Raw genomic sequence first — 22521 nt, forward strand, 5'->3', positions numbered from 1 at the left:
GACGTGCCTCAGCCCTCCACTCGCGAACGGATGCGGCCCACGACCGTCGCTCTGGTGGCCCAGGGTCAGGCGACGTCGGCCTCCGGCTCGGCCGCTCTCGCCTTGACCGTGCGCAGGATGCTGACGAGCTTGTCGACGTCCGCCGACGGGAAGACGGAATCCGGTCCGGCCGGAGCTTTCTCGGTGAACGGCGACTCGTAGAGCCGGCTCGGCTCCATCACCCCGTTCTGCGTCAGGTGGTCGATCATCGTGTTGATGAAGTCGAGCTGCCCCGCGTCGAGGTTGCGGCCGGCGGTGAAATCGTCGAACACCTCGGTCGCGGCCTGCCGGTCCAGCCCGACGAGGGAGCGCAGGAACAGCCCGAGGCCGTTGGCCCGCCGCCGGGCCTGGGCGATCTCCTGCTCACTGCCGCCGCAGTCGACCAGCATCCGTTCCAGCTCGGCCAGGTCGGTCGGCGACAGCTGCCGGTTACGCCGCAGCTTCTGCAACGCCACATGGTCCTCGTGGGTCCGCAGGTGCACCCGGACCTTCTCCCGGAACCGCTCGAAGTCGGTGCCGACGTCAAGGCCGGTGAGGCGTACCTCGGTCACGTCGTTGATCTGGTCCTCGAAGTCGGTGTAGACGATCGCCCGCTTGGACTTCTCGACCAGCCGGACCAGCGACCGCACCCGTCGACGCAGCCCTTCCAGCATCGGCAGCGTGACGTCACGCCACCACTCCTCGGCGGCGACCTGGTCGAGCAGCTCCACCTCGGCGCGGATCGCCGGGATGTTGCTCTGCTCCAGCAACGCGGCGGCGATCGCCTGCACATCGGCTTTGGTCCGGTCGAAGCGACCACCGGCACCGAGCCGGGCGAGTTGCAGCCGCAGAATCATCAGGTCGAAGCGTTTGGCTTCCTCGTCACCGGTCGGGCGCACCGTGCTCGGCAGACCAGCCAGCTCGTGGCTGATCTCCTCAGACGCCTCCGGGGTGAGCCGCTGCCAGCTCGCCGGGTCCGCGTACCGCTCGACGGCCTGCCGGTGCGGGCGGACCAGGAAGTTCTCCAGCCGCATGCCGGCGACCAGGCCGCGCAGCTCGTTGGCGACGTCCCAGCGCAGGCCGGACTCGCTGCGGGTGCCGTCGCCGTCGATGACCGTGCCAGTCGGTAGCCGCTGGTCGAGCTGACTGATCAGCTCGACCTTCGCCTTGAAGATCCGCTCGCTGAGCGACGCGGCCGTTGACCCCTCGGTGCGGGTGGGCGAATGGCCGAAGTACTCGAAGTTCTCGCAGAAGTCGAAGACCAGGAAGTCCTTCTTGTGCTGGCCGGGGCCGAACAGGTCGTTGCACAGCCGGGTGCCCCGGCCGATCATCTGCCAGAACTTCGTCTTGGACCGCACCTGCTTGAAGAAGACCAGGTTGACGACCTCCGGCACGTCGATGCCGGTGTCCATCATGTCCACTGAGATGGCGATGTGCGGTGCCTTGTCCGGGGTGCCGAACGAGTCGATGAGGCTCTGCGCGTACCGGTCCTTGTGCAGCACGACCCGGGCGAACTCGCCGCGTAGCTGCGGGTAGCTGGCGTTGAACCGGTCGGCGATGAACTCGGCGTGCCGGGTGTTCTTGGCGAAGATGATGGTCTTGCCGATCCGGTCACCGCCGGCCACCCGGTGCCCCCGGGTCATCAGCAGTTCGAGGACCTTGTCGACGGTGTCGGCGTTGAACAGCCACTGGTTGATGGCCTGCGCGTCGACCCGGTCCGGGGCCTCCTCCTCACCCCACTCCAGCTCGTCCCACTTCTCCTTCTCGTGCTCGGGAAGGTCGTCGTAGCGAATGCCGTGCCGTGGATACCTAATCGCGACGGATACGGCGCGCGGCGGCACCAGGTAACCCTCGCGGACCGCTTCCTGCAGGCCGTACGCGTCGGTCGGTACGCCGTTCTCCAGGTTGAACAGGCGGTACGTGTTGCGGTCGACCTCGTCCTTCGGGGTGGCGGTCAGCCCGACCAGCAGCGAGTCGAAGTAGTCGAAGATGGCACCGTACTTCTGGTAGACCGACCGGTGCGCCTCGTCGATGATCACCAGGTCGAAGTAGCCCGGCCCGAACCGCCGGCTGCCGCCCTCGTCCAGCTCGTTGATCAGGCCCATCATCGTGGGGTAAGTGGCGACGTAGACGCGGCCGTCGGTGCGGTTGCGGTCCTGCGACAGGTTGACCGTCACCGTGTCCGGCAGGTGCGTCTTGAAGGCGTTCGTCGCCTGCTGCACCAGCGCCAACCGGTCGGCGAGGAACAGCACCCGCTTGACCCAGTTGGCCCGCTGCAGCAGGTCGACCAGGGCGATCGTGGTGCGGGTCTTACCGGCCCCGGTCGCCATCACCACCAGCGCCTTACGCTGGCCGTCGACCTCGAACGTGTCGGCGATCCGGCGGATCGCCCGCTGCTGGTAGTGCCGGTTGACGATCCCCCGGTCGATCGACGTGTCGGCCAGCCGCTGCCGGGTCGACCGGCGCTGGATCAGCAGCTCAAGCTGATCCTTGGTGTAGAAACCCTGCACCTTGCGGTACGGGTACCGCAGGTCGTCCCAGAGCCAGATCTCGTAGCCGTTGGTGTAGAAGATCACCGGCCGCCGGCCGTACATCCGCTCCAGCGCGTCGGCGTACAGCTGGGCCTGGTTCTGGCCGTCGATGGCGTGCCGCCGGGCGCTCTTGGCCTCGACGATCGCCAGCGGCCGATCGTCGTCGCCCCACAGGACATAGTCGACGTAGCCGATGCCGGTCTGGTTCGGCATGCCGCTGACCTGGAACTCGATGTCCCGTGCCTGATCCAGCGCCCACCCCGCCTCATGCAGCAGCAGGTCGATGAACAGGTCCCGGGTCTGCTGCTCGTTGTAGTCGTGGGTGTCCGGCACCCTGCTGTTGCGTGCCTTGGCGGCGGCGACCTGCTCACGGAGTCGCTTGATCTGCCCGTCGAGGTCACCGTCGAGCTCTGCGGCGGCCTCGCGCTCCTCGCGCTCCTCCTGCTCGGCGTACTGCTTGGCGAGGGCGCGCAGCTCGGCGCGGGTCTTGGCCTGACGCATCTGCGGCCTCGGTAGCAGCGCTTCGTCGAAGACGAGGCTGCTCGACGGTACGGCGGCCTGGTCGCGGGTGTAGGTGCGGGCCAGCCAGTACATCAGGTGGAACAGCTCCTGGCAGACCACGAGCGCGTCCCGGTCACTGACCCGACGGCTCTCGTGGACCGCCCGGTTGCCCTGCAGCCGAATGACGTCCATCTTAGCGTGCAGGTCCTCGCCGACCAGGTTCTTCAGCGCCGGCTCCGCGATCCGCGCCGCGAGCTGACCCCGGTACGGCCGCCGCAGCGCCTCATCGGCCCGGTACAGCCACTTGACCAGGTGTTCGAGGCAGCGCCGAGCATAGAAGCAGGCGTAGCGGGGGTCTGCGAACGTGTGCTGCTCGACGCGCTGCGCCTCGTCGAACAGGTCAGGCCACTCAGCCCGCAGGAAGGCGAAGTTGCTGGCCGCCGTCACAGCTCCCCCCGAAACGCCCGGTGCTGCAACGACGCGAACAACGCATCCAACTCCCCCAACGCCCTCCGCTGCACCACCTTCAGATCCCGCAACCCATTAAGCCGATTGCAAAAATCATCCTGAACGTCAAGACTCGGCACCGGTATCATGAACGCTCGTATCTGCTCAAAGTTCAGCCCAGGTTTGGTTTGTCCATACTGGGCCTGTAAAATCTGGCGCTGACCGCCGTCCTCCATACCCAAGAAGAACGACAAAAATTCCGGACGCAGCCGAGGCGACGGCCGAAGGATGGCGACGTGCTGACTGACGAAGGATCCATCCAGTGATCGCGGCAATGGTGCGACTCGACCAATCCTGGATCCGGTTATTGTAAGCAGCACATCACCCATCTTGGTTCGAGTGCGCCTAGCCTCAGCATTATCAGGTGGATCGACATAAGCCGCCTCACCTGAATCAATCTCCTGCATGCGCACATCAAGCGACCGAATAAATCGATGCCCCGCGCTCGAATAGTAGCGAGCCCAGCCCCTGCCACCACTTGTCACGAAATCCAAGTGTTCACCGAGGGCAACTTCCGGGGTGCTCAACGGAAGCCACTCCCAAAACATCCCCCTCGCCAGCCCAGCGACCGCAGCCTCTGCTTCTCGGCGCTTGGCGCGCAGGGCGTCGACGCGGTCCAGCACATCCGCGATCCGCCGCTGCTCAGCCAAACCAGGAACCGGCACCTCCATCTCGCCTATGTCCTGCCGGTTCACCTGCTTGAATGTCGCACCCTTACCCTTAGCCGAAAGGTCAGGGGCACACCACGTTAGCCAGTGCCAGAGATAGCGGGATTCGACTTCTTGCGCAGGAGTCAGAGCAGCGACTCCACGACCCAACGCATAGATTCGATCACTCCAAACCTTCGCGCCAATTGACGCCCGCACACCGAGGATGATCTGCCCTCGCTGAGAAAGCTTGGCAGCATGCTTCGTGAACTTCTTGACTACTGGGCGGTCGCCTTCGAAGTCGCCGGGACCTGCCACCAGCGGCCAACCCAACCCATCGAGGTTGTAACCCTCACCCGGTGGCGCCTGTCCCATCACGATCGAACAGACTTCGTCCAGCCTTTTGGTAGCCCACGTCACAGCAGCCCCTTGAGGTCGGCGAGGCCCTGCTGGATCTCGGATTCGAGGCGTTCGAGTTCGGCGATGATCTCGGCTGGTGGCCGGTGCTCGACCTCCTCGTGCACGATCTCCTTGTGGCGGTTGAGGCTCAGGTCGTAGTCCTGGGCGACGATGTCGTCCTTCGGCACGCAGAAGGACTGCTCGGTGCGCGCCCGCTCCCGCTCGGCACCGTCGCGCTGCTTCCAGCGGGCCAGCGCGTCCGGCAGGTTGTTCTTCGCGTGTTCCTCGGCGGTCAGCGCTTCGGCCGGCACCGGGCCGAGCTTCGCCTCCGGCAGCAGCGGGCTGCGCTTGTCGTCGAGGCTCCAGCCGTCGGCCTTCACCTCGTAGAACCAGACGTTGCCCGTACCGCCGCTGTTGGTCTTGGTGAAGAACAGGATCGCGGTCGACACCCCGGCGTACGGCTTGAAGACCCCACCGGGCAGCTTGACCACCGCGTCGAGCTTCTGGTCCTCGACCAGCATTCGCCGCAGCTCCTTGTGTGCCTTGCTGGAGCCGAAGAGCACCCCGTCGGGCACGACCACCGCCGCTTGGCCGCCATTGCGCAACAGTCGCAGGAACAGCGCGAGGAACAGCAGCTCGGTCTTCTTCGTCTTGACCGTCTGCTGCAGGATCCGCGAGGTGCGCTCGTAGTCGAGGCTGCCGGCGAACGGCGGATTGGCCAAGATCACCGAGTACGCGTCGGTCTCGTCGCTGACGTCGTCACCGAGGGAGTCCCGGTAGTCGATGGCCGGGTTCTCCACCCCGTGCAGCAGCATGTTCATGCTGCCGACCCGCAGCATCGTGTTGTCGAAGTCGAAGCCGTGGAACATGTCCTGGTGGAAGTGGTCCCGTAGCACCGGGTCGTGCAGCGCGGCCGGGTGCCGCCGGCGGATGTACTCGACCGCGCCGACCAGGAAGCCGGCGGTGCCGCAGGCTGGGTCGCAGATGCGATCCTTCGGGCCGGGCTCGACCATCTCGACCATCAGGTTGATGATGTGCCGGGGCGTCCGGAACTGGCCGTTGTGCCCAGCCGTCGCGATCTTGCTGAGCATGTATTCGTACAGGTCACCCTTGGTGTCCCGGTCATCCATCGGGATGTCGTCGATCATGTCGACGACCCGCCCGAGCAGCGCCGGGTTCGGGATGGTGAAGCGGGCGTCCTTCATGTGCCGCGAGTACGCCGACCCGTCGCCGCCGAGGTCGCGCAGGAACGGGAAGACGTGCTCGCTGACGATCTCGTACATCTTCCGCGGGTCGATGCTCTTGAAGCGCTGCCAGCGCAGCTCGCTGTATGGCACGCCGAGCGGGTCGTCGCCATCGGGGTAGATGTGGCGGACCCCGTCGGGGCCGAGGCGCTGCGCCCGGTTGTCGGCGAGGGTCTGCAACTCGTCGAGGCGGCGGATGAACAGCAGATACGTGATCTGCTCGATTACTTCGAGGGGGTTGGAGATGCCGCCCGACCAGAAGGCATCCCAGATGCGGTCGATCTTGCTCTTCAGTTCACCAGTGATCACGGAGTCATGTCCCAAGGGCTGAGTGGTGGTGGACACGGAACCGTTTAGAGTCAGCCATGTTCACACCTACCACAAGGGATTGTCGGCTAGATCACTTGCGACTGTCGCAGCACGACACAGTCGATCATGTCGACCTTGTTGACCGCATGGAGGAATCGACGCTGGTCAACGCATGATCAACCTACAGATTCGAAAGGTAGGCCTTCAGGCTCTTGACTGCTTGGTGAGTCAGGACCGCAGCTTCCTCGACGTTGGCGCGGGACAGCTCCGACCAGGTGTAGATCTCCTGCGTACGGTCCTGCCGCCCACCGGCGAGCAGTTGCGCGACGCCGAGCTGACTTGCCCGCATCGCGTTGGCGACGTTCGCCAGCTTGGCCTGCTGCGTCTCGATCTCGTCGAGCAGTCGACGCAGCTGCTGAAGGTAGGAGCCGGTGCTCCCGCCGCCCCCACCGCCGCTGCCACGGCTGGCCGGGCCGCCGATGGTGATCGTACGGTCGCCACCGCCCCGGCTCCGGTGGCCAGGGTAGCGACGACGGATGCTGCTCAACGGTCTTGCACCGCCGCCACCACCTGCGCCGGAGCCGCCCGGGGTCGTGCCGTCGCCCGCCCGAGCGTCACGTCGGCGGTCCAACACCGTGTTGACGAACCCCTTACCAGCGACACTCACCGCGTGTCCGAGGATCGCACCGACGATCGCGACGGACGACGGAAGTCCCCACTTCGTGGTCGCCAACGCAGCAAGGGCACCGAGGCCGGCCCCCAACTGCTGGACGAGGTTGCCGGAGCCTTCCTTCGTGGTCTCGTGCCGCCACTGCTGCGCGAACGACTGGGCTGGTCGTTCACCAGCCCGATACTGACGCCGCCGCCAGCTCACTCGTCCACCACCGGATCGAGGAAGGCGCAGGTCGCCGAAATCAGCACCGGGAGGTTCTCGGCGACTTCCTGAGCTATCGACTCCGGAGTCAGCCCCAAAGGCTCCTCCCCAGGCTCCAGCTCTTCCTCGTCAGCCGCCGCATAGTAGGCGCACGCCTCCCACAGGTTCTTGCTGTGGAACGAGAACGACCAGAGCCCGTACACCGAGTTTGGTAGGGCGACGAGGGGTTGGTCGGCGATGCCGATGCGGTGCTGGTGGGGGGCGTCCGGGGTGGAGCCGAGGCCCTGGGCCAGGGGCAGCAGCTTGTGCCGGCTGAACACCGGCCGCAGGTCGCCGTCCGGGTCAAACTCGACCAGCAGACCCCGAGCAATCAGATCGTCGACGTACCGGGCGGCCTGCGGCTCCGGCTTCGGGGCGGTCTCCAGCATCCGCACCAGCGAATCCCGGTTGACCGAAAGCTTGGCGTGCCGGTCCGGGTAGAGGAACGCCGCCGCCCACACCGCCGCCTCGGTCTCGGCCAACTCGACCAGGTCGTCCCCGAGATGCACCTCGTAGCACTCCGGCGTCGGGTCCGGCGGTCGGACGTACCGGTAGCGCGGACCCATGCTCAACCCGGCAGGCACGATCACAGTCGACATACCGCCCAGTCTCCCAGCCTCGGCCAAGCCGATGCCGGCGGCCGGCATCTGGCCCAGCGCCGGCACAGGCGGGTAGGTCGGCTCGTCAGGCCGCCATCTTCGCCACGTCGTACGCCTCGACGAAGTCGCGTGCCGCTGGCACCCGGTCGGCCACCTGCCCGAGGTCGGCCCGCAGTCCGGCGAGCCGCTTACGGCCACGCCCGGACTTCAGCTCGGCGATGTCGGGCAGCGCGTCCAGCGCGACGGCTCCCGCTACGGCGGAGTCGCCCTGCTGGTGCAGCGCGATCGCCAGGCTGACCTTGCCGAGGATCTGATTCCGCCGATATATGGGGTCGTGGTGGGCCAGGCGAGCCTGCAGACAGGGAACCGCCCGCTCGGGGCGACCGAGCGCCAGCTGCGACAGCGCTTCCACCGCGTTGACCTCGTTGTCGTTGACGAACCTGATGTAGAGCGGGTCGTCGTCGCTGGGGCCACGATCGTACGCGGTCTTTGCCCTGGCGAGTGCACGGTTGAACTCGGCAGCGTCGCCCATTTCTGCGGACGCGTGGGTGGTCCGCAGGTGCAGCAGGCTGGTCAGTCGAGGGGTCGCCCAGGGGCCGGAGATGCGTCGGGCCGCTTCGGCGATCTGCAGAGACTCGACCGGTCGCACATCTCTGACCAGCATCGCCATGACCACCATGGCGTGGACCTCAAGATGCGGGTCGTCGCGCAGTCGAGCGCGGACGATCGCCTCCTGCAGGTAGCGGCGCGACTCGGCACGCCGCTCCGCGTCCAGCGCGAGCCAGCCGATCCAGGCTTCCAGGTCGCCAAGGTTGTTCTGCAGCGCGTCGCCGACCTGCCGGGGATAGGTTGCCTCCCGCTCCCAGCGGGTCAGCCGCCGGTGCATGGCGATGGCGATGTCGCAAAGCCTGCCGCCACCGGCCGCCGCGTCGGCCCGCTCAAGGCCCGCGATGGTGGCCGACACCTGCTTCAGGTGCTCCATGCTCAGGTGCTGCGGCACGTCCGAGGCGGTGATCCAGTCTCGCAGCGGGCTGGCGATGCCCAGGCCCGCCAGAGCGGCATTGATCGTGAACGCACGCCGATCCGTAAGATCACCTCCATTGTCGTCCCCCGATGTAACGGTACCGCCCCAATCGTCGATGTCCAGAGATCGATTTTCTGGCTCCCCGGCGAGCAGGGCATCGAGTTGATCGACCGAGGTGCCGAGCGCTTCCGCGAGTCGCGCCCGAGTGAGCGGGTGCGGCTCAGCCTTACCCTGATCCCACCGGGCCACGGTGGTCCGATCGACCTGCAGACGCGCGGCCAGCCCTTCCTGGCTGAAGCCGGCCGCCCTGCGCCTCCTGATGAAACTGTCCCGCCGTCCGGTCAACTGGACGCCCTCCCGTCGCGGCCCGTGTCCATCCACGGTGCACACAAGTAACGCAGATCGGAGAGATCAATTCAACGGGCTGTGGACAACTCACACTTGTCATCCTTTCGTGGAAGTTCCACCCTTCCTACTTGACCTCAACGGTCTTGCTTTCTCGTTAGTCCGGTCGCGTGAAAAGCTGCAGGGGTACCAGTAGCAGCCACGGTGACCGAAGCGGGCGCGGTCTCGCCCTCGAACGACGGAGGCGATCCGACAGGGTCAGGAGGCACGACAAGTGAGCGGAGCGGGACGCGGTTGGCAGGCGTACCCGGGGGCCGTCGACGACCACGTGGACCTGCCGCCGGTCGGGCCCGGCCGTGTCGTCGGCGTCGGGGCCATCTGCGATCTCCGGCCCCAGCAGGCCGATGCGGCGGACACGCAGAGCTTCTCCGTCGGCGAGTTCGTCATGCTGGACGACGGTCGGCGGGTGCTGCTGCACCAGGACCGTGGCTTCACACTCGGTCGGCGGTCGGCGGGCGACGCACGCCCCGGTGCCGACCCGGTCGACGAGGCCCGGGAGAGCGTCACCCGGTCCGTGTTGACAGTCGTGCTCCCCGACGACGACGAGACCGCCGAGGAGCATCCCTGGTCGTGGCTGGCTGACCTCGCACGCTCCCGTGGTCTGGACGTGGTCGCCGACGACCTGCGGGCTCTGCCGTACGAGGTGGTCCTCACCGACGACGTGACCCACTGGCTCGCACGCGGCTGACGCTCAGTCAGCGAGGCTGCACCCGGGATCCGCCGCGTTCCGGCCGGTCGGCTTGCCGGTCCGCTACCTTCGATACGTCAAACGCTCGGCTAAGTTCCCGCGCCGGGGGCCACGCGCAGCGCGGCGTCGTAAGCTCTGAGTGTGACGCTCTGGACCGCAGCAGACGCCGCCCGCAACGTCGCCGCCGAGCTGGCAGGCGGCGGTCTTCAGCACGCCTTCCGCTGTCTCCTTCAGCTCCTCGACGACTACCAGCGAGCACTGACCACGGATGGTGTTCCCGCTGGAGCGGAGCTGTTCGCAACGGCACCATCCGAAACCGGCGACGTTCGGGTGGACGCCGCACTCGCTGGATTGGCCGAACATCTCGCCCGCCGGGATGGCTGGCGGCCACCGATCTGGGCCTTCGACCAGAATCGGTATGCAAAGCCATGGTGGTTCGTATCGGGACTCAAGTCCTGGCATGCCACCGCAATCGTCGAGTCACCACTGGCATTCCGGAAGCGCGGTGTGTTCATCACAGAATCGGCGCTAACGCGAGTATGAGTCTTCTCGATCGCAGCCAGATTCTTCATCTCTTCAACGAGCTATCCACAGAGCTGCGCAACCAGGGCATCCGCGCTGAGATCTTCCTGGTCGGTGGTGCGGCGATGGCCCTAGCCTACGACGCTCGCCGGGCAACCCGGGACATCGATGCCATCTTCGCCCCGAAAACCGGAGTGCACCTGGCGGCCGCTGCCGTGGCAGCCAGAAACGATCTTCCGGACGACTGGCTCAACGATGCCGTCAAAGGGTTCCTCCCTGGATCGGATCCCCAAGCACGCCAGGTGTTCGAAAACGACTCTCTTCGCGTCGACGTCGCCTCACCCGAGTATCTCCTCGCCATGAAACTCCTGGCAGCAAGAGAACAGGACATTGACGACATAGCCATCTTGTATCGGCTTTGCGGATTCACCACAGCGGCGCAAGGACTTGACCTGGTCGAGTCCGTGTATCCAGGACGACCGATCGCCCCCAAGGTTCAATTCATGCTTGAGGAGCTGTTCCCGGATCCAGCCGAGCAGTAGCGACGAGCGCTTTCGGCGCGCAGCTACGCCAAGCCGGACTGGCTCACACGCCGACGCTCGCCGGCACACGACACCCGGGATTCGCCGCGTTCCGGCTGGCCGGACCAGGTGGGGTGTCGACCGGCTCGGCTAGGGTCTGGCCGTGCTGATCACGGACGGGCCGAACGGCGAGAAACACCTGCTCGATGTGCTGATCGCAGCCGCCGACGCCGCCCCGGATCAGACGATCACGCACGTACGCGGGGACGGTGCCGAGCGCGTCGTAACCCACCGGCAGCTGCGCGACGAGGCGCTGCGGGTCGCCGGTGGGCTGCACGACGCCGGCATCGCGGCCGGCACCCCGGTGATCCTGCTGGCCGATGCCGGCGACGACTTCCAGCCGATGTTCTGGGGCACGCTGGCGGCCGGGCTGGTCCCCGTACCGCTGCCGGCGGAACCGACCCGGGTGGCCGGCGTGCGTGACCTGCTCGGCGGCGTACCGATGATCGTCGACGACGCCTGCGCCCCGGTCGCGCGGAACGCCGGCGCGCCGGCGCTGCGCCTCGACACCCTGCGGGCCAACGGGAGAGCACCACGAAAGCTGCCGACACCCGACCCCGACTCACCCGCGTTCCTGCAGTTCTCCTCCGGCAGCACCGGCACCCCGCGCGGCGTCGAACTGCGGCACCGCAACGTGCTGGCCAACCTGCGGCAGATCGGCCGGGCCGCCGCGCTGACCACCGACGACACCTCGGTCAGCTGGATGCCGTACTTCCACGACATGGGGCTGATCGGCACCCACCTGGCACCCCTGGCCGCCCGGCTGCAGCAGGTGCGGATCGGCCCACTGACCTTCGCGAAACGGCCACTGCTGTGGTTCAGCGTCACGCACCGGCACCGGGCCACCCTGCTGTCGGCGGCCAACTTCGCGCTGGCGCTGGCGGTCCGGCGGGTGCCGGCCGAGGCCCTGGCCGGGCTGGACCTGAGTGCCGTACGGCTGATGATGGTCGGCGCGGAGCCGATCTCGCCGGTGGTGTGGCGGGCGTTCGTCGAACGGACCCGGCCCGCCGGGCTCGACCCGGCCGCACTGCAACCGGTGTACGGGCTGGCCGAGGCGACCCTCGCCGTCACCGTCCCGCCGCTGGGCGAAACCGCCGCACCGGTGCGGGTGGACCGGGCGGCGCTCGCCGCCGGCACGGTGCAGCACGCTGGCGACGGCGACCCGGACGCGGTGGAGTTCATGGACGTCGGGCCGCCGGTGCCCGGCTGCCAGGTGCGCATCGTCGACGACGCCGGCAGGGTCGCCGGAGGCGACAAGACCGGCAGGGACCTCGGTGACAACCGGGTCGGCCGGATCGAGGTACACGGCCCGAACGTGGCCGCCGGCTACCACGGTGATTTGGCGGCCACCGCTGAGGTGTTCATGGACGGTTGGCTGCGTACCGGTGATCTGGGATTCCTACGCGACGGCCGGCTCTGCGTGACCGGCCGGGCCAAGGACGTGGTGTTCGTCAACGGCCGGACCTTCCACGCCGCCGACCTGGAGGAGGTCGTCGCCGGCACGGCCGGGCTGCCGCCGGGGCGGGTCGCGGTGATCGGCTGCACCGACCATGACAGTGGTGCCGAACGGATCGTGGTCTTCGTGCAGTGGGCCAACGCCACCGCGCCGCCGACCGAGGCCGGCGCGGTGCTGGCGCGGGTGGCGGCCCGGATCGTGGCGGCGACCGGCCACGACCAGGTGCGGGTGCTGCCGGTGCCGGCCGGGGCGTTCCCGCGCACCACCAGCGGCAAGCTGCGCCGGCCCCGGCTGCGCCAGCGGTACGCCGCCGGTGACTTCGCCGCCGTCGAACAACGCTGGGCGACGGCGGCGGACGGTTCGCCGACACCGGCACCGGCCAGCGCGCCGACAGTGGACACAGTGGCCGGCGGTGGGAGCCGCGACGAGGTGGAACGGGTCGTGCGGGCGGTGTGGGCGCGGGTGCTGCGCCGGCCCGCCGACGAGATCGGCGTCCACGACCGGTTCACCACGCTGGGCGGTTCGTCGCTGCAGGCGATGGAGGTGCTGGCCGGGCTGGAGGACGCGTTCGGCCGCGAACTCGACCCGGCCGAGCTGCGGGAACGGGCGACAGTGGCAGCGCTGGCCGACCATCTGCTCACCCCGGTAAAGGACGGGAGCCGGGAACCGGCTGTGCCGGCCGTCGGGCCGGCGACCGGGCCGACAGGCGGGCCAGCCGCCGCAGCGGCTGCCGGGTCCGGCGTCGGGGTGGCGATCATCGGGTTGGCCTGCCGGTTCCCCGGTGCGGACAGCCCGGACGAGTTCTGGCGGCAGTTGCTCGACGGCCGGGACAGCGTCGGCGGGATCCCGCCGCAGCGGTGGCGGCCGGATGGCGACACCGACACCGCCCGCTGGGGGGCGTTCCTCGACGACCCGGCCGGCTTCGACGCCGGCTTCTTCGGCATGTCCGACACCGAGGCCGACCACACCGACCCGCACGCCCGGATCTTCCTCGAGTTGGCGCACGAGGCGTTGGAACGCGCCGGGTACGCCGGACCGCGCCGGCACGGCCGCCGGGTCGGGGTGTTCGCGGCGGTCGGCGAGAGCGGCTACACCGAACTGCTCCGCGCCGATTCCGACGTCACCGGCGAACCGGCCGCGCTGGTCGGCAACCTGCGCAACCTGATCCCGGCCCGCGTCGCGCAGGCCCTCGACCTGACCGGGCCGGCGATCGCGGTCGACACCGCCTGCTCGTCGGCGCTGGTCGCGCTGCACCTGGCAGTGCGCAGCCTCCGCGAACGCGAATGTGACCTGGCCGTGGTCGGTGGGGTCAACCTGAACCTGACGCCGACCGGGCACCGGCTGCTCGCCGCCGCCGGGGCGCTGTCGGCCACCGGCCGGTGCCGGGTCTTCGCCGCCGACGCCGACGGGTTCGTGCCCGGCGAGGGCGGGGCCGCGCTGGTCCTGGCCCGCGTCAACGACGCCCGCGCCGCCGGGGACGAACTTCTTGCCCTGGTACGCGGCACCGCCGTCAACAACGACGGCCGCTCGTTGAGCCTGCTGGCCCCGAACCCGTTACGCCAACGGGAAGTGATCGTCCAGGCGTACCGGGACAGCGGCGTCGACCCGGCCATCGTCTCCTATGTGGAGGCGCATGGGACGGGTACGGAGCTCGGTGACCCGGTCGAGGTGCGGTCGCTGGCGTACGCCTTCCCACCTCGCCCGGACGGACGGCCCCGGCTGATCGGCTCGGTCAAGTCGAACCTCGGTCACCTGCTCAACGCCGCCGGGATGCCGTCCCTGGTCAAGGTGGTGCTGGCGCTGCGGCACCGGCAACTGCCGCCGTCGCTGCACGTCGACACCCCGTCGCCCCGGCTGGACCTGCCCGCCGCCGGCTTCGAGGTGGTCACCAAGGCGACCGACTGGGCCTGGACGGCTGGCGACGACGCTCCGCTGACCGCCGGGGTGGACGCGTTCGGGTTCGGTGGCACCAACGCGCACGCGATCCTGCAGGAAGCCATGCCGGCAACAGCACCGCAGCAGGCCGCGCCGGCAACAGTTCGGCGGCATGCCGCCCCGGCGGCGGGGCAGGCCGCCGAGGGAGCCGGCGCCGGGCCGTACCTGTTGACCTGCTCGGCGGCGACCGAGGTCGCGTTGCGGCAGTCGCTGCGGGACCTCGCCACCTACCTGGACGCGCATCCGCAGCTGCACCCCGACGACGTGTGCGCCACCGTCAACACCGCCCGGGACGACCGGCCGTACCGGGTCGCTGTCGTCGCCGACAGCACCACCGGGCTCGCCGCCGCGTTGGCCGCTGCCGCGTCCGGCCCGGTCACCGAGGTGGTACGCCGGCCGCGTACCGCCGTGGTGTGGCCCGGCGACGAGACCGGGCCGACGGCGGTCTGCCGGCGGCTCGCTGACTGGGGGGTGGTGCCCGACGCCGTCACCGGCGACGACGCCGACCAGCTGCGGGCGCTGCTCGACCAGGGCTACGACGTGCTGCTCGGTGCCGACCCGGACCGGCTGACCCGGGCGGTACGCGACGCGTCGCCGCAGGCAGCGGACCGGGTCGAGGTGCTGTCGGTGCCGCCGACCGACGCCGACGGCGGGCTGGTCGGGCTGGTCGGGGCGCTGTGGCAGCGCGGGGTCGCCGTGGACCGGGCCCGGATCTCCGGTGGCCGGCGGCGGGTCGCCGTGCCGACGTACCCGTTCCAGCACCGCCGGCACTGGCTGCCGGAGGCGGCGAAGGACCGGGACGAGCTGGTCCATCAGGTGTGCTGGTCGCCGCTGCCGCTGCCGGCCGGCCGCTCCCCCGCCTCGGTGCACCTGACCGGGCCGGACGCGGCCCTCGGCGGCCCGCTGGCGGACGGGCTGCGGGACCGGCTGGCCGCCGACGGCATCGAGCTTGCCACCGGGATCAGTGACGCCGAGCTCATCGTCTACCTGGCCAGCGGTGACCCATTCGACGCCGATGGCGGCGTGGCCGGGCTGGACGCGGCTGTCGACGCCACGCTGCACGGCGTGACGGGGCTGGTCGCCGCGCTGCCCGAACGCGGGTTCCGGCTGCTGGTGGTCACCCACGACGCGGTCTGCACCGGGGCGGGCGGTGAACGGCCGGACCCGGTACAGAGCCTGGTCAACGGGTTGACGGCCGCGCTCGCCGACGAACACCCGGACAACACGGTGTCCGGAGTGGACCTGTCAGCGGCCGATGACGTACCGGCCCGGGTCAACGCGCTGGTCGCCGAAGTGACGACCGTCGGGGCACAGCCAGACCCGGCGGCGGTCGAGTCGCGGCCGGCGGAGTCGCGGCCGGTGGCGTGGCGGGGCGGGCAGCGGCTGGGCCGCCGGCTCGTCCCGGCCGAACCGGCCGCCGAGGACACGACGGAACCGGTCGACGCCGACGGCGTACAGCTGATCGTCGGTGGCACGGGTGGTGTCGGCGCCGCGCTCGCCGCGGACCTGGCCGCGCGCGGACACCGCCGGATCGTGCTGGCCGGCCGCGCCGCCGCCGCGCCGGACCGTCTGGTCGACCGGCTGCGTGCCCTCGGCGCGCAGGTCGGCTATCGCCGGTGTGACATCACCGACGCCGCCGACGTCGACGCGCTGATCGCCGGGCTGCCCGACCTCGCCGGGGTGTTCCACGCCGCCGGTGTGGTCCGGCCCGGCCCGCTGCGGTCGAGGTCCGTGGCGCAACTGCAGGCCGTGCTGGCGCCGAAGGTACGCGGCGGTCACCTGCTGGTCCGGGCGCTGCGCCGGTACGGTCGACGGCCGGCGACCGTGGTGGCGTTCACCTCGGTCAGCGCGCTGCTGCCCGGACTCGCCGGGGCGGTCGGTGACTACGCCGCCGCCAACGCCTTCCTGGACACGTACGCCGCCGTCGAGCGGGCCGCCGGACGGCCGCTGCGTACCGTCGGGTTCTCGGCCCTGGCCGAAGCGGGGATGGCCGCCGACCCGGGGCTCGCGGCGCGGCTGGCCGCCCGGGGCCTGCCGGCGCTGCCGTTCGACGACGCCCTGCCGGCGCTGCGGTCGGCGCTGCGCCGACCCGCCGCCCACCTGGTCGTCACCCGGCTGACAGCCGCGAGCGAGGCCGCGACAGTCACCGCGAGCGTGCCTCCAGTGGACACCCTGCCGCAACCGCAGGCCGTGCCGAGTGGTGACGCGGACCGGCAGCTGCACACCCCGGGCGAGATCGGGGACATGCTGCGGCGGCTACTCGCCGACGCGCTCGACTGCGACCCGGCGCAGATCGACGACGACACGTCGTTCCTCACCCTCGGCCTGGACTCACTCACCGCCATCGACCTGGTCAAGACCCTCGAAGGTGAACTCGGCCGGCCGCTGCCGACCATGCTGCTGTTCGAGCACGGCACCATCGCCACGCTCGTCGACCGGCTGGCGGATCCGCCGCCGGCTGTTGCTCCGACCGCCGTCACCGCCGACGGCGACGCGGAGCTGTTCGCGCTGTCCGGAGTGCAGCGGGCGTTCCACACGCTGCACCGGCTCTACCCGAAGGTGGCCGCGTTCGGGTTCGTCCGACACGCCGTCACCGGACCGCTCGACGCCGACCTGCTCGGGCAGGCCCTGGCACAGCTGACGCGCCGGCACCCGATGCTGCGGATGCGGTGGACCGACGACGACGGTGCCGCGCCGCCCCGCCAGATGATCGGCCCGCCGACGCCGCTCGCCGACTGGTACGCCGTCCACGACTACGGCCAGGGCGACGGTGACGTCGACGCGCTGACCGAACGGCTGTGCAACGAGCCGATCGACCTGACCCGCCGACCTCCGCTGCGCGCCGCCCTGATCCGGACCGGTCCGGACGCCGCCCAACTGCTGCTGGTGCTGCACCACGCCGCCGGGGACGGGGCCAGCCTGAGTGTGCTCAGCGAGGAGCTGTGGCAGGTGTACGGGGCGCTGGCCGCCGGCCGCGTACCGCAGTTGCCGCCGGTGCCGGCGACGTTCCGCGACCACCTGGCCGTCGCCGCGCCGGCACGCGCGGTGGACCTGGCCTTCTGGCGGGAGACCCTGGCGTCGTGGCCGACCGGGCTGCGGCTGCCGTGGCGCGACCCGGCCGCACCGCCCGCACCGCCGTACGCCGCCCATCAGGTCGCCGTCGACCCGCCGACGGTGGCCGCGTTGACCCGGGCGGCCGCCGCCGCGCAGGTGTCGCTGTTCCACCTGCTGCTCGCCGGGTACGCCCGGTGCCTGGCCCGCGCCAGCGGGCAGCGCACCGTCACCGTGTCGGTGGCGCGGGCCGGCCGCGACACCCGGCTGCCCGGCGTCGACCGGGTCGTCGGGCCGTTCGCCGACACCCTGCCGGTGACGGTCGACGTCGACCCGACCGAGCCGGCGGCCGACCTCGCGCGGCGGGTCCTGGCCGCCTGGCTGGTCGCGCAGCGGCACGGCACGGTTGACGCGGTCGACCTGGCGCGGGCGACGCCGCGACCCGCCGACCCGGCTGCCGACGCCGGCAGCGGCGTTGGCGGCCGGCCGGTCACCCCCAGCCCGGCCAGTTTCAGCTTCGCCCGTTTCCCGGTCATGTCCGACGCCGACCTGCCGGTACGGGTGTCGCCGGTCGCCGCCGGCACCGCGTCGGCCGGCACCCGGCTGGGGCTGCTCTGCTGGCCCGACGGCGAGCGGCTGCGGTTCGCCTGGAACCATCCGGTGCCGTCGCTGGACCGGGCGGCCGTCGCCGGGCTGGCCGCCGATTTCCTCGCCGAACTGGCTGACCTGGCCGAGCAGACCGACCCGCCCTCGAGGGAGTCCACTTCGGGGATGCTGCCGTCGGTAGTGGAGCGAATCGGGCAGGTGTGCCGCCGGTACGCCGACGCCGTCGCAGTCGAGGCGGGCGAGCTGCGGATGACATACCGGCAGTTGGACGCCGCCGCCGACCGGGTCGCCGCCGCGCTGCGCCACCACGGCGTACAAGCCGGTGACCTGGTCGGATTGCTGGCCGCGCGCGGACCCGCCGCCGTCGCCGCCATCGTCGGGGTGCTGCGCGTCGGAGCCGGCTGGGTGCCGTTGGACGTCGTCCATCCGGCGGCCCGCCACCGCGATCAGCTGCGGCGAAGCGGCGCACAGGTGCTGTTGCACGACACCGAGTCGACGAAGCTGGCCGATGCGCTGGCCGGGCTGGTCATGGTCGACGTCGACACGGTCATCGTCAACGGGACCACTGTCGACCCGGTCCCAGACGGCACGGCCGCTGCCGACCCTGACGGTACGGCGTACGTCATCTTCACCTCCGGGTCGACCGGCCGGCCCAAGGGCGTGCCGGTCAGTCACCGCTCGACTGGCGGCTATCTACGCTGGGCGGTCGACACGTTCGGCTACCACAGCGGTGACCGGCTGGCGCAGACCTCGTCGTTGTGCTTCGACGCCTCCGTCCGGCAACTGCTGGCACCGCTGCTGGTCGGAGCGACGGTCGTCGTACTCGCCCCGCAGGTGCTGCGCGACCCCGACGAGGTGCTGCGCCGGGTCGAGAACGACCGGATCACGGTCTGGAGCTCGGTGCCGACGCTGTGGGGTCAACTGCTGGCGGCGGCGCAGCGGCGTACCGCCTCGAGCGGGCGACCGGACCTGTCGGCGCTGCGCTGGATCCACGTCGGCGGCGAAACGCTGCCTCCCGGGCAGGTGCGGAGCTGGTTCGACCTGTTCGGCCCCGGGCACCGGATCACCAACCTGTACGGGCCGACCGAGGCGACCATCAACGCCGCCTGGTTCCTGATCGACCGGCGGCCGGCCGACGGCCTGCGGCGGATGCCGATCGGCCGGCCGGCCGCCGGTGCGACGCTGGCCGTCGTCGACGCCGCCGGGCGGCCCTGCCCACCGGGTGAGGCCGGCGAGCTACTCATCTCCGGGCCCGGGTTGACCAGTGGCTACCTGGACGATGCGGCACAGACTGAGGCGGCGTTCGTCCACCGCGACGGCCGGCGCTGGTACCGCAGCGGCGACCGGGTCCGCGTCGGACCCACCGGGGACCTGGAGTTCCTGGGCCGGCTCGACGACCAGGTGAAGCTGCACGGCCACCGGATCGAGCCGGCAGAGATCGAAGCTGCGCTGGGCAACCACCCGGCGGTCGCCACGGCGGTGGTGCTGCTCCAGACCGAGCCCTATCCCCGGCTCGTCGCGTACGCGCAGCTGACGGACCCGACGGCGGACGCCGCGACGGACGCCGCCGACCTGCGCCGGCACCTCGCCGACCGGCTGCCGCCGCAGTGGGTTCCGGCCCGCATCGAGTTGGTACGGGAGCTGCCGCTGACCACCACCGGCAAAGTGGACCGGCAACTACTCACCGGGTTGCCGGGCGAAGAGCCGGAGCCGGCCGGTGCGGCACCGCGCACGGGCACCGGCACGGAGTGGCGGTTGGCGCAGGTGTGGCAGTCCGTGCTCGGGTTGCCCGCCGTGCACCGCGACGACGACTTCTTCGCCATCGGCGGCGACTCCATCGTGGCCATCGACGTCTTCGCCCGGCTGCGGGAACACTTTTCGGTCCTGCCCCGCCCGACGGTCATCTACGACCACCGCACCCTGGCCGGGCTGGCTGCGGCGATCGACGAAGCCGCCGCCGGGGTGCCGGCGGACGCGGCGGCTCCGGGCCCGTCGTGCCCGGCTGCGTCGACCGGGGACGTGTCCGAGGTCGGCCACGACCCACGGCCGTTTCCGCTGGCCCCCGCCCAGCGCGGTTTCCTGCTCGCCGAAGCGGCCGCACCGGGCAGCAGTTCGACCTGGCTGGCCCAGCTGCGGCTGTCTGGTCGGCTGGACCGGCGCCGCTTCCAGCAGGCGGTCGACGTCGTCGTGGCCCGGCATCCGATGCTGCGTACGGTGTTCCCGGCCGGGGCCCGGCCGCCGATGCAGCAGGAGTTGCCGGCGACGCTGCGGCTGCCGGTCCGGTTCGAACGAGTCGAGTCGGCCGCGCAGGTCGCCGAGCTGGTGGCGCGGGAACGCCAGCGGCAGGTGGAGCCGTGGGCGTGGCCGTTGCTGCGGTTGCTGGTGCTGACCCTCGCCCCGGACGAGCATGTCATGGTGGTGCACGCGCACCACCTGATCGGCGACGGCTACAGTGCCGCGCTGCTCAGCCGGGAACTGCTGGCGCTGCACGACGATCCGGCGTCCGGCGCGGCCGCACCACCCCGGACCACGTTCCGCGACTACGTCGACTGGCTGCACCGGCAAAGGCCGGATCCGGCGGCACGACGCTGGTGGCGGAAGCGGCTCGGGTCGCCGTACCATCCGCCGACGCTGCGGGCGCCCGCCGCCAGCGGCACCGGCGCGGGTGGCGTCGCCGTCGAGCAGGACCGGGCCCGCGTCGCCGGGTTCACCCTGGACGCTACGGTCACCGCCAGGCTGCGCCGGCTGGCAGCAGCCGCAGGCAGCACCGGGTACGCGCCGGTGCTCACCGCGTACCGCCGGGGGTTGGCCCGGCTGACCGGCCTGAGCGACCTGGTTATCGGGCTGGCCGTGACCGGCCGCGACCATCAACTGCCGGACCTGCACCGGATGTTCGGCCCGTGCGCGGTGCTGCTGCCGCTGCGCCTCGCCGACGACGCCGAGAGATCAGGTGACAGCGGATCAGGTGCCGAGACGTTCGGCGAGGACCTGGCGCGGGTGGCCGCCGAGGTCGCCGACGCCCGCAGGTACGGCCCGGACAGTGTGCGCGCCCACACCTGCGGCGGCCCGTCCGGCGGCCCCGGCGTGTCCGCGCTACTGGCCGGGGCGCAGTTCATCTTCAGCTCGCTGGACTTCACCGGGCTCGGGCCGGCCTCCAGCGACGGACTTTGTCTGCAGCCCGACGACACCGACAGTGAACTGGAGCCACCGCCGGTCGGCACGGACGTTCTGTTGACCGTCCGGCCGGTGGGTGACGGGCTACGGGTCGCCGTACGGGCCGCTCCGGAGGCGTTGGACGCCGGCCGCTTCGCCGGCTTCGTCAACGCGATCGAAGCCGACCTGGTCGCCGCCGGCGCCGAAGCCGAACTGGTCGCCGCTGCCGACATCGTCCGGGCGGACGCCGGGCGGCTCGCCGCCGTCGGCACTGCGCTGGACGCGGCGATCGTCGGATATCTGCCGGCTCCGGCGCAGTTGGCGGCCCTGGCCGGGATGCCGGCGGCCGCACTGCCCCGCGAGCAGATCCGCGACCTGCTGTTCCCTACCGGGGCGCCCCGCCTGCTGGAGGAGCTGGTCACCCCGTTCGGCCGGTCCGGGTTCGTCTGCCTGCCGCTGTTCGCCGACGAACTCGGCCCCGGCCTGGCACCGGTGACCGCTGACGCGGTCTCCCTCGCCGCCCAGGCGGGTGCCCGGTGCGTGTCGCTGGCCGGCATGCTGCCATCGGTCACCGGCTACGGCTTCGACGTGGTCCGGCGGGTGAATCCGGCGGTACGGGTGACGACCGGACACGCGGCGACCGCCACCTCGGTGGTGCTCACAACCCTCGCCGCGCTGGCCGCCGCCAACCGCGACCTGACTGTCGGCCCGCTGGCCGTCGTCGGCCTGGGCTCGATCGGCCGGTCTGTGCTGGAGCTGCTGCTGCGCCACGGTGGGCCGCACCCGCCGCGGATCGTGCTGGCGGATCTGCCGGGCAGCCGGCGACGGTTGGCCGACTACCCGGACCGGTTGCGCCGGCTCGGTTACCGGGGCGAGCTGATCTGGGCCGAGTCGGCAGCGGCCGTCGCGACGGCCGCTGCCGGTCCGGCCGTCGCGGCGCCGGTGTACGCGGCCGCGACCGTCGTCGCGGCGGTGAGCGCTTCGTCGGAGATCGTCGACGTGGACCGGCTGCGGCCGGGTACCGTGCTGGTCGACGACTCGTTCCCGCACTGTGTGAACCCGGCCGCCGCGCTGGACCGGATGCGCCGTACCGGTGACGTGCTGGTGGTCGGCGGTGGCCTGCTCGCCTGCGGTACGGTGCGTCGGGTCCTGCCCGCCGGGCTTCCGCCGGTCGCGGTGGCCGTGTACGCGGCACGCGGCACGCTGCCGGACGCGGTGGCGTCCTGCCAGGTGGAGTCGTTGCTGCAGGCGGACCGGCCGGACCTGCCGCTGGTGCACGGCCTGGTGGAGCCGGAGCTGGCCGCCGTGTACTGGTCGGCGGCGCGGGCGGCGGGGCTGACGGCGGCCCCGCTGCATCTGGACGGCACCACCGTCGCCGACCTGGTCGACGGCCGGCTGGACAAGTCAAAAGGACAGACGTGACGACGGAGGA

The 22521-nt window shown here is 70.8% G+C and carries 11 protein-coding genes; 5 read left to right on the forward strand and 6 right to left on the reverse strand.

The window, feature by feature from the left end; all coding sequences use genetic code 11:
* Window positions 1-65: 65 nt before the first annotated feature.
* The 6 genes from O7621_RS27175 to O7621_RS27200 all read right to left on the reverse strand — a co-directional run bounded on the left by O7621_RS27175 (window position 66) and on the right by O7621_RS27200 (window position 8668).
* Complete coding sequence (locus O7621_RS27175) at window positions 66-3497, reverse strand: DEAD/DEAH box helicase family protein (protein WP_282231832.1); 3432 nt, start codon at window positions 3495-3497, stop codon at window positions 66-68.
* A complete protein-coding gene (locus tag O7621_RS27180) occupies window positions 3494-4624 on the reverse strand; it encodes a restriction endonuclease subunit S (protein WP_282231833.1) in 1131 nt (376 codons plus the stop codon). Before O7621_RS27180 ends, O7621_RS27175 begins: the two co-directional genes overlap by 4 nt.
* Window positions 4621-6156: a class I SAM-dependent DNA methyltransferase gene (locus tag O7621_RS27185; protein WP_282231834.1), complete on the reverse strand. Its 1536-nt coding sequence runs from the start codon at window positions 6154-6156 to the stop codon at window positions 4621-4623. Before O7621_RS27185 ends, O7621_RS27180 begins: the two co-directional genes overlap by 4 nt.
* A gap of 181 nt (window positions 6157-6337) precedes the next feature.
* Window positions 6338-7030 carry a hypothetical protein gene (locus tag O7621_RS27190; protein ID WP_282231835.1) on the reverse strand — a complete coding sequence of 231 codons (693 nt, stop codon included), beginning with the start codon at window positions 7028-7030 and terminating at the stop codon, window positions 6338-6340.
* Complete coding sequence (locus O7621_RS27195; protein ID WP_282231836.1) at window positions 7027-7668, reverse strand: hypothetical protein; 642 nt, start codon at window positions 7666-7668, stop codon at window positions 7027-7029. The genes O7621_RS27190 and O7621_RS27195 overlap by 4 nt, the downstream gene beginning before the upstream one ends.
* 85 nt (window positions 7669-7753) lie before the next feature.
* Window positions 7754-8668 carry a hypothetical protein gene (locus O7621_RS27200; RefSeq protein ID WP_282231837.1) on the reverse strand — a complete coding sequence of 305 codons (915 nt, stop codon included), beginning with the start codon at window positions 8666-8668 and terminating at the stop codon, window positions 7754-7756.
* On the opposite strand from O7621_RS27200, the gene O7621_RS27205 reads away from it, so the two are divergent.
* From O7621_RS27205 to O7621_RS27225, 5 genes are all read left to right on the forward strand, one after another.
* Window positions 8657-9088 carry a hypothetical protein gene (locus tag O7621_RS27205; RefSeq protein ID WP_282231838.1) on the forward strand — a complete coding sequence of 144 codons (432 nt, stop codon included), beginning with the start codon at window positions 8657-8659 and terminating at the stop codon, window positions 9086-9088. The two genes, O7621_RS27200 and O7621_RS27205, sit on opposite strands and share 12 nt — an antisense overlap.
* Before the next feature lie 223 nt (window positions 9089-9311).
* Entirely contained in the window at window positions 9312-9785 is a 474-nt protein-coding gene (locus O7621_RS27210) for a hypothetical protein (protein ID WP_282231839.1), read from the forward strand.
* Between the two features lie 141 nt (window positions 9786-9926).
* Window positions 9927-10328: a hypothetical protein gene (locus O7621_RS27215; protein WP_282231840.1), complete on the forward strand. Its 402-nt coding sequence runs from the start codon at window positions 9927-9929 to the stop codon at window positions 10326-10328.
* Window positions 10325-10849: a DUF6036 family nucleotidyltransferase gene (locus O7621_RS27220; RefSeq protein ID WP_282231841.1), complete on the forward strand. Its 525-nt coding sequence runs from the start codon at window positions 10325-10327 to the stop codon at window positions 10847-10849. The genes O7621_RS27215 and O7621_RS27220 overlap by 4 nt, the downstream gene beginning before the upstream one ends.
* Before the next feature lie 142 nt (window positions 10850-10991).
* Entirely contained in the window at window positions 10992-22511 is an 11520-nt protein-coding gene (locus tag O7621_RS27225; protein WP_282231842.1) for a non-ribosomal peptide synthetase, read from the forward strand.
* Window positions 22512-22521 lie beyond the last annotated feature (10 nt).

The sequence above is a fragment of the Solwaraspora sp. WMMD937 genome (assembly GCF_029581175.1).
Classification (GTDB): Bacteria; Actinomycetota; Actinomycetes; order Mycobacteriales; family Micromonosporaceae; genus Micromonospora_E.

Excerpts from the sequence above, each read along its gene's own strand:
- O7621_RS27195 (WP_282231836.1), bottom strand. The coding sequence starts at position 7,668 with ATGTCGACTGTGATCGTGCCTGCCGGGTTGAGCATGGGTCCGCGCTAC.
- O7621_RS27220 (WP_282231841.1), top strand. The coding sequence starts at position 10,325 with ATGAGTCTTCTCGATCGCAGCCAGATTCTTCATCTCTTCAACGAGCTA.